This window comes from Pontibacter brevis (genome assembly GCF_054779655.1).
Window position 1 is genome coordinate 1 of the sequence record NZ_BAAGXV010000020.1, and the last position, 11876, is coordinate 11876.

General features: G+C 49.0%; 12 protein-coding genes and 1 pseudogene. 5 read left to right on the forward strand and 8 right to left on the reverse strand.

The window, feature by feature from the left end:
• Nucleotides 1-479 precede the first annotated feature (479 nt).
• The 3 genes from ACYVB1_RS05310 to ACYVB1_RS05320 all read right to left on the reverse strand — a co-directional run bounded on the left by ACYVB1_RS05310 (nucleotide 480) and on the right by ACYVB1_RS05320 (nucleotide 1709).
• Nucleotides 480-704 carry a hypothetical protein gene (locus tag ACYVB1_RS05310; RefSeq protein WP_460921352.1) on the reverse strand — a complete coding sequence of 75 codons (225 nt, stop codon included), beginning with the start codon at nucleotides 702-704 and terminating at the stop codon, nucleotides 480-482.
• Nucleotides 705-843: 139 nt separating this feature from the next.
• Entirely contained in the window at nucleotides 844-1008 is a 165-nt protein-coding gene (locus ACYVB1_RS05315) for a hypothetical protein (protein ID WP_460921354.1), read from the reverse strand.
• A 170-nt stretch (nucleotides 1009-1178) separates the two neighbouring features.
• Complete coding sequence (locus tag ACYVB1_RS05320) at nucleotides 1179-1709, reverse strand: recombinase family protein (protein WP_460921383.1); 531 nt, start codon at nucleotides 1707-1709, stop codon at nucleotides 1179-1181.
• Nucleotides 1710-1810: 101 nt separating this feature from the next.
• Between ACYVB1_RS05320 and ACYVB1_RS05325 the strand changes: the two are divergent.
• A pseudogene (locus tag ACYVB1_RS05325) lies at nucleotides 1811-2038 on the forward strand (transposase); the annotation flags it as partial.
• A gap of 547 nt (nucleotides 2039-2585) precedes the next feature.
• Here ACYVB1_RS05325 and ACYVB1_RS05330 read toward each other — a convergent pair.
• Nucleotides 2586-3488, reverse strand: coding sequence for a magnesium transporter CorA family protein (locus tag ACYVB1_RS05330; RefSeq protein ID WP_460921357.1), 903 nt, complete (start codon nucleotides 3486-3488; stop codon nucleotides 2586-2588).
• Between the two features lie 163 nt (nucleotides 3489-3651).
• Here ACYVB1_RS05330 and corA point away from each other — a divergent pair, with 163 nt between their 5' ends.
• A complete protein-coding gene (gene corA / locus ACYVB1_RS05335; protein ID WP_460921360.1) occupies nucleotides 3652-4602 on the forward strand; it encodes a magnesium/cobalt transporter CorA in 951 nt (316 codons plus the stop codon).
• Nucleotides 4603-4711: 109 nt separating this feature from the next.
• Here the strand turns inward: corA and ACYVB1_RS05340 are convergent, their stop codons facing one another.
• A complete protein-coding gene (locus ACYVB1_RS05340; protein ID WP_460921362.1) occupies nucleotides 4712-6346 on the reverse strand; it encodes a TonB-dependent receptor domain-containing protein in 1635 nt (544 codons plus the stop codon).
• A complete protein-coding gene (locus ACYVB1_RS05345; protein WP_460921365.1) occupies nucleotides 6307-7401 on the reverse strand; it encodes a carboxypeptidase-like regulatory domain-containing protein in 1095 nt (364 codons plus the stop codon). Before ACYVB1_RS05345 ends, ACYVB1_RS05340 begins: the two co-directional genes overlap by 40 nt.
• Before the next feature lie 963 nt (nucleotides 7402-8364).
• On the opposite strand from ACYVB1_RS05345, the gene ACYVB1_RS05350 reads away from it, so the two are divergent.
• Entirely contained in the window at nucleotides 8365-8883 is a 519-nt protein-coding gene (locus ACYVB1_RS05350) for a hypothetical protein (protein WP_460921368.1), read from the forward strand.
• Entirely contained in the window at nucleotides 8880-9251 is a 372-nt protein-coding gene (locus ACYVB1_RS05355; protein ID WP_460921373.1) for a hypothetical protein, read from the forward strand. The genes ACYVB1_RS05350 and ACYVB1_RS05355 overlap by 4 nt, the downstream gene beginning before the upstream one ends.
• An 89-nt stretch (nucleotides 9252-9340) precedes the next feature.
• Here the strand turns inward: ACYVB1_RS05355 and ACYVB1_RS05360 are convergent, their stop codons facing one another.
• Entirely contained in the window at nucleotides 9341-10291 is a 951-nt protein-coding gene (locus tag ACYVB1_RS05360) for a helix-turn-helix domain-containing protein (RefSeq protein WP_460921376.1), read from the reverse strand.
• 253 nt (nucleotides 10292-10544) lie between these two features.
• Between ACYVB1_RS05360 and ACYVB1_RS05365 the strand changes: the two genes are divergently transcribed.
• On the forward strand, nucleotides 10545-11078 hold the full coding sequence (locus tag ACYVB1_RS05365; protein WP_460921378.1) for a YceI family protein: 534 nt from the start codon (nucleotides 10545-10547) through the stop codon (nucleotides 11076-11078).
• Nucleotides 11079-11207: 129 nt separating this feature from the next.
• Here the strand turns inward: ACYVB1_RS05365 and ACYVB1_RS05370 are convergent, their stop codons facing one another.
• Nucleotides 11208-11522 carry a DUF983 domain-containing protein gene (locus ACYVB1_RS05370; RefSeq protein ID WP_460921381.1) on the reverse strand — a complete coding sequence of 105 codons (315 nt, stop codon included), beginning with the start codon at nucleotides 11520-11522 and terminating at the stop codon, nucleotides 11208-11210.
• Nucleotides 11523-11876: the final 354 nt, after the last annotated feature.

Consider the following 11876-nt stretch of genomic DNA (forward strand, 5'->3'; position numbering starts at 1 on the left):
CATTGGGTGTCGGTTAAGTCGCTTGGGTAAGCCATAAGTCTGCAAACTTTTCTTACCCAACAACCGGCACCTATTTTTTTACTCAACTAAATCAAAACAGCCTCTGAGCTTTCATGCTGACTTTGGTACACGAAATCAGCACCAACTCTCATTCCAACTCCAAAGTTATGGGCTTTACCTTAAATCAGCACTATTTGCTCCACCTGCTTTGGGTCTCAATGCTCTAGTATTCATGTAACGGCACTACATTACCCACAGGCGGGAGCCTCTACCGGCAGTCACAGGCAACGGGAAGAGGATTAACAACATTCGTTCGGCTTTATTCAAAACGAGACCAATTGTCAACTTTTTTTCAGACGATTCACTGTTGCTTGTGTCCCAGCCCCCCGTTTTCCCGATACAAGTTTTAGTGTTTATCAGGTATAGGAGTAGGATCGTTCAGAATCAGACGGCAACCGGGAGCAACAAAACGCTGCCCATCACTTCTGAATCATTCCTGGGTCTTCCTGAATCATTCCTGGGTCTTCCTGAATCATTCCTGGGTCTTCCTGAATCATTCCTGGGTCTTCCTGAATCATTCCTGGGTCTTCCTGAATCATTCCTGGGTCTTCCTGAATCATTCCTGGGTCTTCCTGAATCATTCCTGGGTCTTCCTGAATCATTCCTGGGTCTTCCTGAATCATTCCTGGGTCTTCCTGAATCATTCCTGGGTCTTCCTGAGCCTTGGCGGCTCAGCAACAGGTGAAATAAAAATCAGCCAAACGGCAATTTACAGCCGATTTTCTGTGAGAATTGGTGTATTCCTACTTCAACAGCTGCTCATGCGGCGACGCTGCTTTATGCCTATGCACGTATTTCATGCCTGAGGCTTTCCTGTGCCATCTCCTTGGCATTATGCTGAGGCAAGGGTGCGGAGCTGTCCTGCTGATTGCCCCCCGTCACTATGCGCAGGACAGTAGCGTCTGGTTTTCGCGCCCAGCCGTAAGCCTCTGTCCGGCTCTTCTTCATTGCTCAGAAGAAAAACAAGGGCGCTGCACAGAGTGCACACTAATAACATGATGCCGGTCAGGGTAAGGGCTAGTGCCATAGTTCAGAGGTTAGCGATACAATTTTTATTTATATATACGAATATAAGAATTCACATTCCCCTGGTTACACCCCTAGCGTCGCTGCCCCCCTCAAGCTCCTTCACTTGTGCTCTGGATGTAGCGGTAGCAGGTAGCCCTGCCGATGCCAAGAATCTTAGCTATCTCCTCCACTGTCTTTGTTCCGGAATCAAAGAGTATCCTGGCGGACTTTGCCTTCTCCATGGCTGCTTTTGACAGGCCTGTGGGTCTGCCGCCCTTCCTTCCCCTGGTTTTCGCTGAATCAAGTCCCGCCTTTGTTCTTTCGCGAATGATTTCCCGCTCGAGCTCTGCCAGTGAGGCGAAGATGTTGAAGGTGAACCTACCGGTGGGGGTGGCCGTGTTGATGCCGTCCTGCAGGCTCACAAACTCCACCCCTCTTTCCTTAAACTCCGACACCAGGTCTATCAGGTCCCGCAGTGAGCGGCCCAGCCTGTCCAGCTTCCACACCACCACTGTGTCGCCGCTCCTAAGCTGGCTTATCATCTTCTCCAGCTCCGGGCGCTCCTTGCTCTTGCCTGATTTCTTCTCTCGGAATATCTGTCCGCAGCCGTGGCGGGTGAGGGCGTCAAGCTGCAGCTCCAGCTTCTGGTCCTAGGTGGAGACCCTGACCTCCCCCCCAAAACCGGACAGTTTAAAAGTAGAGAAAACGGGCAATAATCGTATAGAACCAAAAGCGAATTGCCATGAAGAAATCAAAGTTTACCGAGGCGCAGATCATCTTCGCCATCAAGCAGTCAGAGACAGGCGTTTCTGTGGCAGAAGTGTGCCGCAAGATGGGTATATCAGAGGCTACCTTCTATAACTGGAAGAAAAAATACGGTGGTTTAGGGGTTAGTGAATTGCGCAAGCTGCGGCAGCTGGAGGAGGAGAACCGTCAACTGAAGAAGCTGGTGGCGGACCTGAGCCTGGATGTAGTGAGGCAGGCAAACTTAAGCAGCTGGCTTATGTTGAGCATCGGCACGACTTCGCTCAGCATCCAGTTTTGGTCGGCAAATTCAAGATAGCGGATGGCCCGCGCATCACTAAGCCAGTACAGGCTTTTCGTTTCGACAGCAATGTCAGCCATCCTTTTAAAATTGCGCCGCAGCGCTTGGCTGTCCGGGTGGAGGAACCACTCTGTATATAAGAACCTGGCAGTTTTATCCACCTCGACCTTAGCATAGTCATCCTGGTACACGTTCTGGAGGTGAAGATGAGGAACCATAAGCTACATTCTTTTTGCGGCGCCTAAATTAGTATACACGGAGGAACACTCAAATGGAAGGAGACGTTTGGCCTCTATTATTTCTTTCACTTGCTCAACCCGACAAGTGGATGCCTCCTTTTCTGGGGCTTCCCATTGGCTGCCAGCGTTTTGCCTTCTTTCTATTATAATACGATATTAACAGCTATGGAATATCTTCCTTATTCCGCACGGGCAAAGCAAACGCAGCACCTGGTAAATCGCGTTACGCGTTACTACAGCCACCCTTTCCTCCGGAACCACTGGTAAATACTGAGAGTCACGAGTATCATCACGGCCATTACCGCAGGGTAGCCGTACCGCTTCTCCAACTCAGGCATAAACTCGAAGTTCATCCCGTAGATACCTACAATAAAGGTGAGCGGCAGGAAGAAGGCCGAGAAGATAGTAAGCACCCGCATTACCTCATTGGTTTTCTGGGAAGACAGGGAGATATAGGTGTTAATCAGGTGGTTGGTACCATCGTTTACCTCCGCATACTGTGTCTCCACATGCACATAAAGGTCCCGCAGGTCCTGCACCTCGACAGGATGAAACTCACCTAACTGGATGTTACTTATAATAACCTCCGACAGGCGGAGTACGCGCCGGCACACGGTAGCCTTGCGTTTCAGGTGGTACAGGCCTTTCGTGAGGGGCGGCATACGCTGGTTCAGGAAAGTTTTTTCCTCGTAATAATCCAGCTCCTCAGCCAGTTTCTGCGCCGGCACCTCAAATGTTTTGAAGGCAGCCTTTACCAGCTTAATGAGCAGGTCAGGCGTTGTTCTTACACGTTTAGTGTCAACGTGCTTTTCTTTCACCTCCCGGATCAGCTCCACAGGGTGGCGGTGTATGGTGATGATGTATTTCTCAGAGAAGAAGATGGCAATTTTATTCGTAAGCTCCTGAATTGTGTCTGCTTCCTGATGTGCATTGGTGTCATAAGTCCGGAGTATCATAAAGGCGGTCTCCCCGATGGCCTCGTATTTGGGCAGGTGCTCCGGCTGCAGCGAATCAATGACGGAGGCACGATGGAGGGCATACTGGGTTGCCACCTCCTGCAGTTCCTTCTCTGTAGGGCTTTCCAGATCTATCCACTCCCAGCCTGCTGTTTCCAGGGGTACAATTGTGCTTCTCATGCTGCGTCTTTTTTATTATGAAACAATAATACGCAAACTGACCAGCCTGAAACCTTCCCGGCTTCAAGAAAATTTATAAGAGGAGTAACAAGAACAAACAAGGGCTTTGCCTACCTTTGCCCCCTTAACCGCAAGCCAATGTAAACCGTTAAGAGTACCGGCCATGATCAGATCCTTCTATATACAAGACAATGAGCTATTCTGGGAGAAAAACCCTGATTTCCTGGATGCAGGTGGAAAGGGCAAAACCGTTTGGATAGATCTGCAGGAACCCACGGAGGAGGAACAAAAATGGGTGGAAGACCAGTACGGCATCGAGTTTTTTACTCCCCAGGAGGCTGCGGAAATTGAAAGTAGCTCCCGCTTTTTTGAAGACAGCACCGGGTTTGAGGCCAACAGTGCTTTTGTGGTGAACAGGGGAGCCACCTACAACACCAACCAGGTTTCTTTCATCCTGAAAGGGGATGTACTCTTTACACTGCGGCGCAGCGATCTAAAGTCGTTTGCCGAAACAGTGCGGAAGCTTAAAACCTTTACGGCTATCAACAGCAAGGCGCTTCAGATATGGTTGTTGATACTGGAAACCCAGATCGACCTGGATGCTGACTTTATCGAGTACCTGACGCGCTCCACCAACAAGATTAGCCGGCAACTGGTAAAAGAAAGATCCATAGAAGAAGAGGTACTGATTCAGATAACCGAGTCGCAGGAAAACACCATCTTAATACGTGGAAGTATTGTAGACAAGCAGCGCCTGGTTTCCTCCCTGCTGAAGAGCACCCTGGTAAGCGAGCCGGAGAAAGAGCGCCTGCGCATCATCCTCAAAGACATCAACTCCCTGCTGCAGCACACGCAATTTAGTTTCGAGCGTCTGGAATACCTGCAGAACACTTTCCTGGGTCTGGTAAACATTGAGCAAAACCAGGTAATCAAGATCTTCACCGTGGTAACGGTAGTGTTCATGCCGCCCACGCTTATTGCAAGCATCTACGGGATGAACTTTGAGTTTATGCCTGAGCTCAACTGGAAGCTTGGATACCCCTTTGCACTGGCCATGATGGTGCTCTCCTCCCTTGGCTTCCTGTGGTACTTCAAGCGGAAGAAGTGGCTGTAGCCGCCCGGTTACTTCATCAATCTAGAGCAGCTGCTGCTTTATTTCAGCTTATCTTTTTCCAGAACACCGGCATTTTCCAGGAGCTTGTCACCAGCACCTTCGACAATCCCTAGCTCGGCTTTAAAATTTCGCTGGGCCTGACGGGGGTGATGACGCTCTGGCTGGGGCTGATGAAGGTGGGTGAGCGGGGCGGCATCATCGCTGTTTTCGCCAGAGTTGCAGGTCCGTTCTTCAACCGCCTGTTCCCTGACATCCCGAAAAACCACCCGGTGTTTGGCTCATCCTGATGAACTTCTCTGCCAACATGCTGGGCCTGGACAATGACGCCACGCCACTGGGCCTGAAGGCCATGAAGGAGATGCAGGAGCTCAACCCCAGCAAGGACACCGCTTCCAACCTTGCCGCTAAACGTGTAGCCGGCCAGGGTATAGGTAACACCCAGCGCGGCGCCCTGTGCCGACACCCGCTGGTCGGCGTTGGTATAAAGTTGGTAAGGCTGGAAACGGCTCAGGGCAATATCGAAGGCAGCGGCCTGTGGGTTTGTCTGGATATCACTTTCCGTCTGAACCACGGTTGTACCCAGTATGAAGTCCCTGTAAGTGCTGTAATGATAGTTCACATCAAACATCAGGGACTTATCGAGCAGCAGTCCCTTGTATCCTACCTCATACGACCGCACCTGCTCCGGCTTCACATAATCTACTTCTCCTGCCTGCAGTATACCTGCATTCTGGATAACAGCCCTTGAACTGTTCGTTCCTCCTATTACGTCCATTTGCACCTGGTTTCCAAAAGCCTGCACCGATGACAGGGTGATGGTGTTGGAACCTGGGCCACATAAATTAAGACCGCGGCTGGTGGCCGGCACCCCTCCTACCAGTATGGCCTGGCCCACATTCAGGAATATAAACTGATCCTGGGTAGTGGGATTGCGGAAGCCGGTCTGGAAGGAGGCCCTGAAATTATGATTCACGGCCACAGTAAGCACAGCTGAGGCCCTTGGCGTAAACCGCCCCTTGAAGTTCTCGTTTTGTCGTACCGCAGTAGTGATTTTCAGCCTGTCGTCAAGAAGCCGTTTGATGGCCTGTGCATAGGCTCCATACTCGTAGATGGTAATGTCATTGCCGGTGGTGTCGCTGAAGATGGTTCCGTTTGAATTGAGGTCATACAGCCTGTAGTTTCCACCCACCTGCAGGTCCACCACCTTTCCTGTCCAGCTGCTGAAGTCATACTGGCCTTCTGAATGATACATCCTGGTCTGGTCGTTGAACTTTGCCCCCCTTCTGAAGTCTGTCAGGTTTTGCAGGCGTTCTTTCTCCCGGTCAAACTCAGGTGTGCCGGGTATCAGGCGGCCCCTGTCTGCAAAACTACGTGCTATGTCATGATCGCCCGGCGCCTGGTCCGGCACCATTCCCAGGTAGGCAGCCGCATACTCCTGAAACCACTGCTGGTCACTTTTCCAGGACCGGTTCAGGTTAAGGGCCAGAAAGCGGGAATCGTAGGAGTCCCCGGAGTTCTCAAAGGTGGAATAAGTACGGGCAAAGTAGTTCTTGCCCCTCAGTTCCAGCTTGTGCTGCTGCAGTGTAAAGTTTTTAATGGCATAGCGGTTTGCAGCCTGGTATACAGCGGTACCTGCACCGTATTTATAATGGTAAACTAGCTCTACCTTCTCTGTTACCCGATAATGCAGCGCTGCGTCACCCTTCAGGCTATAGGTATTGTAATCCACCAGGTCTTCTTCCATGTAACCTGTACGGGCCACCCGCACCGGCAGCCCAAAGGCCCAATCGGCAAGCTGGTTACGGCCTCATCCCCATAAACATGCAGGGCATTATAAGCCGGGTTGTTGCGGTTGCTGCCTTCCGTTGCATAAGACAAAGGATCTACGTTCTCGGTACTGGTGGCATGCCAGTCAAGCGCTTGGAGGTAAGACAAATTCACTTTAAAGGCAAAACGGTTGTTGAAGGCTTTCGCGTACCGGAACATACCTTCGTACATCGGGCTTGGCGATGCATCCTGGCCATCCACATGGTTCACCCCCAGTTTCACCATCGCACTCAGTCCCTGGTAGTCGAAAGGATTCTTGCTGGTCATGTTTATCACACCGTTAAAGGCGTTGGGCCCGTAAAGGGCTGAAGCAGCGCCAGGTATTATTTCCACGCTTTCGGCATCCAGGTCAGAAATTCCTACCATGTTCCCAACGGGGATGTTGAGGCCTGGTGCCTGGTTGTCCATTCCGTCAATAAACTGTACAAAACGGTTGTTGGAGGTGCTCATAAAGCCACGGGTATTGATAATCTTAAAGCCCAGCCTGGTCGTGATGATGTCCACTGTCTTCAGGTTCTGCAGGCCTTCATAAAAGCTGGCAGCTGGTGTTTCACGTATCGCCCGTACATCCATTTTCTCCACGCTCACGGGCGAACGCATGATGTTTTCCTCCACCCTGGAGGCTGTTACCACCACTTCAGAACCCAGCACATTTCCTTCCGCCAGGCCTACATTCAAGTCAGACCTGCTTTCCGTGATGCTTATTTCCTGCGACTGGAAACCGACTATGGAATACACGAGGGTGAAAGGTGTAGGCGTGTTGGTGGTCAGCGAATACCAGCCTTTGCTGTCGGTGCAGGTACCCGTCATCCTGTCCTGTACATAAATGTTCACGCCCGCCAGGGGCTCTCTTGTTCTGGCATCCACCACCTGTCCGGATACCGTAACGGCTGCCTGCGAAAAGGCCTCCACTGTGGGGAGGGTCAGAGCCAGCAGTAGCAGTAGAACTGATTTTTGTAAGACCTTCAGCATATAGCAAGATTTAAAATAAAAGTAACCTGGTAGAAAGATTAGAAATGAGACTGCACAACCGGAGCAAAAAAACGGTCTTAACCGGATTCAATGTACAGCTGCATTTAAAACTATATGCAGCCTCGTGAAGCAACCTGAAAGCTTTACTAAACTTTATTTAAGAATTTCTGGAGGGTAAAAACGTGCTACTTAGATGACTAAGCCCGGGGTTCCATGATATACGCTGTTATTGAGCTTGTAAGGGGAAGCACAAAACAGTTGTGACAGAAAATAGCGTTGATAGAACTATACTTTATAATTTACTTAAAAGTTAAAATAATTATATAAATAAACCTATTATTCATTCAATATTTTTTGTCTCTCTAACGCTGAAATTTTTGTTACCTGAAGCTAACGGCTCAGCAGAGCATTTCTGGTGCTGTGCAGCGCAGATTACACTTCTAAAAGGCGTCAGCAGGTTAGCCTGTGTGGCAGTAAAGACTATCGAAAGCAGGGTAATGAACGAACAGGGTAAAGTTCCTGAAACCACACGCAGCCAATTATGTACACCTCCCTATCGTGATTCATCTTAACAGATCAGCGGAAACTATACAGAAGAAGCGAAGCATGGCCAGATACACGGACAAAGTTAAGAAGACACTATTAACAAAATATTTATAGTTATTATGTCTAAAATCACGTAATATATACAAGCACCTACAACAGTACCCTACTCTCCTATCTTACCACCCTGTTGCTTCTTCTCTGGTCTGCCGCGCTGGCAGGAGACACAGTACACATATCAGTTCTTACATACTCAACCAATCTTTAAAAGCTATGAAGAAAAGCATACTAAACTCAGGCCTTCAGGTCCTTCTGTTTCTTTTTGTGTGTTTCCCGGCGCTCGCCCAGCTGCCAACAGTGGAGTAGGCCCGGCGCTATGATGGCACAGCAAGTACAAGCGCCGATAACCAGGCAATAGCCTTGGCTGTGGATGCAGCAGGCAACAGCTATGTGACGGGGATAAGCGAGAAGAACGGGATACAAAGAATTGCCACCGTTAAATATGCTCCCTCCGGGCAGCAACTCTGGGCGGTGCAGTTCGAAGACCATTCGACAGTTGTCGCCATCGCAACCGACAATACCGGCGGGGTGTACGTCACAGGCGCCGCCAACGGTGACTATATCACCGTTCGCTACAACGCCACCACAGGCGCGCAGGACTGGGCAGCACACTACGACGGCGGCGGCTACGACAGGGAGGATGGCACGGCCACCACGCACCAGCAGACGAGGAAGGATTTAAAGCGTTTGCCAAAAGCTTACCTGCCCCTGACGTCTACAACATCATCACAACCTCTACGCCGCTTTCTGACATCATTACCTATAAGTTTCCAGCCAGCTTACGGCGTCACTATGAAAAGCTGGAAAACTTTCCGGATAGGTACCTGGTGCTGGGCGACGCCGTTTGTAGCTTTAACCCACTTTACGGGCAGCGCATGACCTCCGCTGCCTTGCAAGCCGCCGCATTAGATCAACTGCTGAAGGAACAAGCCAGCCTCCGCAATATTTACAAGCCTTATTTCAAAAAAGTGGCGAAGATTGTTTCTATCCCATGGCAGACCGCTGTGGGCGAAGACTTCCGCTTCCCGGAAACAAAAGGGAAGAAAGCACCCGGAACAGACTGGATAAATGCCTATATTGATAAGGTACACCGCGCCACGCACCACGACCCGGTAGTAGGAGCCGCTTTCCTTCAGGTTCTGAACATGATAGAGCCGCCCACGTCCTTACTCAGGCCTCCTATGCTGTGGCGTGTTTTGAGAAGTATGGCAAAAAAGCCAGCTGTACAGATACAGGCTACGGTTTGAAAACTCGGGCTAACACTTGCACTGTTAGCTACAGGCTTTAGCGAAGCTGCTGTCGTACCGAATCCCTGACATGCAATATTGTGCGCTACCTAAACCACGGCAACCGAATTGTACTGGCTCGGATTCAATCCTGTTTTCTGTTTGAAAAAGCGGCTGAAGTGCGAAGCGGTATCAAATTTAAGATGAACAGCAACTTCTTTGATGCTCATAGAGGAATACCTAAGCAGGTACTGTGCCTCCCGGAGTAACCTCCTGTGGATGATCTCCAGTGCACTCTCCCCCGACTCCTTTTTAACAGACTCGCTCAGATGCTTGGCGGAGATATTCAATAAATCAGCATATTCGTTCACTGTCCGCTTTATAAGAAAGTTCTCTTCTACAAGCATTTTAAAAGCGTGCGTAAGCTGGTACTGCCTGTTCATGTGCTTGGTGAAGCTTAACAGACAAGCTTCACAGGCCCTGTTCATCTCGTAAAGTAACTGAAGCGTCTGCAGCCGGATGATGTTCAGGTGAAAAGCACTTCCCCTGTCAAACTCATCATTTATTTTCTGCATGCCTGCTTTCATAGCGCTAAAGCTGTACGTGTCCAGGTCATACACCGGCGGGTAATCAGGATTCATCTGGAGCAGGTTATCCACTACAGAGGCATTGATGAAGCTCTCATCCAGGAACTCACGCCGGAACAGCAGCATGTAGAGGAGCAGGTCAGGTGAAGAGCCTTCATAAGAGTTGATAATACCGGGAGACACTAAATGAATCGTATTAGGCTTTACTTCAAAAGTAAACTGCCCGACTGTTTTGGTGCTGCTACCCCTCAGGCACAGAATCAGCGCATAATGGTCGGTTTTAATAGGTGGACCGCTGGCTGTGCCTCCCTCATTGCTCAGTACCGCAAAGTCGCCACTATAATCCAAGGTTTCGTACTTGTTCATCCCGAAGGTCTGCTGCTCTTTTTTCTTCTGCGACAAATAGTACCGGATAGTGGACCCGATGTCCATCATAGGGGCAGTAGCAGCATCGAAGGGAGGAGTAACAGGCATCTTTCTTCTTCTCTTATAAAGCTTATATCAAAACAACAATATTTCTTTTTGGTTATTTTATTGCACCAAACCACATTACACTTTACGCTTTAGGGCAAGGGCAAATACAGGAACCGTAAAATTGGTTCTTTTTCAGGGATTATTGGTATTGAGGCCGCAGGTTATTATCCCGAAATTTGCACTCGCTTCTACCAATAAGGTGCAAGCGATAAACGAACAATACTTAGTACGAAATAAAGAGAACAAAAATAGTATGGCAACAACAAAATGGACTTTAGACCCAACGCACAGCGAGCTTGGTTTTAAAATAAAGCACATGATGATTTCTAACGTGACAGGCAAGTTCACGAAGTTTGATGCAGAGGCTGTAGCAGAGGGTGATGATTTTACCAACGCAAGCGTGGTGGCCAACATTGAGGCTGCTTCTATTGACACCAGCAACGAGCAGCGTGATGCCCACCTACGTAATGCTGATTTCTTTGGCACTGATACGCACCCGAACCTGAAGTTTGTATCTACCAAGGTAGAAAGAATTGACGAAGACACTTTCCATCTGTTTGGAGATTTAACCATTAAAGATACCACCAAACCAGTAAAACTGACCGTGGAAGACAATGGTATAGCCACTGACCCTTGGGGAAACGTGAAAGCAGGTTTTTCTATCAGCGGAAAGATCAACCGCAAGGACTGGGGCATCAGCTATAATGCAGCACTTGAAACAGGCGGCGTGATGCTGGGTGAAGAACTGAAAATCCAGGGAGAAGTACAGTTGGTAAAGCAAGCCTAACTGTATCATTCCTTTCTATATATATGTAAGGGGCTGTTCCGGATTCGGAGCAGCCCCTTTTTTCTGCATAAAATGATTGGCAAAAGCCAACTTCTTTTGTGTTTGGTGGTGCCGGTTTAACGCCAGCCCTTACAACGGTTCCTCTATATCCTGATAACCTGGCTTTTTCTTTGGAATTTCATTGCAAGGCCCTTCATACCGAATAAATATGTTAATCCAGAGTGCCCTGGACAACCTGAAGATAACAGGTAAGAGACCGACGACTACAATAGTGACAACGCCTATCATCATGCCCATTGTTACTTCCTCCACAATCTGATAAAGCAGGGCTAAACAAACCAGGAAAACAGCTACGTTAAAGCCAAAGCTAACGTACATCGCGCCGTAGTAATAGCCGGGCTCCGGCTCAAAGGATTGTCCGCAACACCCGCAGTGATCGTGCATATCCGCAAACTTAGTACTATACAAAGTACCTTCCGGAAACATTCTCCCTTCCCGGCATCTCGGGCACTTTGCAGTTAATATAGTATAAAATAAAGAATTTCGCTCACTCATGATTTCAATTGCTTAACCTGGCAGCACGGAAAACTACCGTACAAATCTACCTTCTTTACGGGACTTAAAATCCAATCGGTTGGATTTTGATAAAACGCACTGTCAACTCTCTGCCCACCACACCTAAAGCCATGCCTTAACTAGGGTGTGTCTGATGAATACTTTTTCAGGTAAAACCTAATAAAAGCCAGCTTCAGCATCGCTAAGAAACTGACGGCTAATTTCTCATATCTTGTAGCAACT

Bases quoted from the DNA above. Each gene is read 5' to 3' on its own strand.
- ACYVB1_RS05310 (WP_460921352.1), bottom strand. From the start codon at position 704: ATGATTCAGGAAGACCCAGGAATGATTCAGGAAGACCCAGGAATGATT.
- ACYVB1_RS05315 (WP_460921354.1), bottom strand. From the start codon at position 1,008: ATGAAGAAGAGCCGGACAGAGGCTTACGGCTGGGCGCGAAAACCAGAC.
- ACYVB1_RS05330 (WP_460921357.1), bottom strand. From the start codon at position 3,488: ATGAGAAGCACAATTGTACCCCTGGAAACAGCAGGCTGGGAGTGGATA.
- corA (WP_460921360.1), top strand. From the start codon at position 3,652: ATGATCAGATCCTTCTATATACAAGACAATGAGCTATTCTGGGAGAAA.
- ACYVB1_RS05340 (WP_460921362.1), bottom strand. From the start codon at position 6,346: ATGGAAGAAGACCTGGTGGATTACAATACCTATAGCCTGAAGGGTGAC.
- ACYVB1_RS05345 (WP_460921365.1), bottom strand. From the start codon at position 7,401: ATGCTGAAGGTCTTACAAAAATCAGTTCTACTGCTACTGCTGGCTCTG.
- ACYVB1_RS05355 (WP_460921373.1), top strand. From the start codon at position 8,880: ATGACCTCCGCTGCCTTGCAAGCCGCCGCATTAGATCAACTGCTGAAG.
- ACYVB1_RS05360 (WP_460921376.1), bottom strand. From the start codon at position 10,291: ATGCCTGTTACTCCTCCCTTCGATGCTGCTACTGCCCCTATGATGGAC.
- ACYVB1_RS05365 (WP_460921378.1), top strand. From the start codon at position 10,545: ATGGCAACAACAAAATGGACTTTAGACCCAACGCACAGCGAGCTTGGT.
- ACYVB1_RS05370 (WP_460921381.1), bottom strand. From the start codon at position 11,522: ATGCACGATCACTGCGGGTGTTGCGGACAATCCTTTGAGCCGGAGCCC.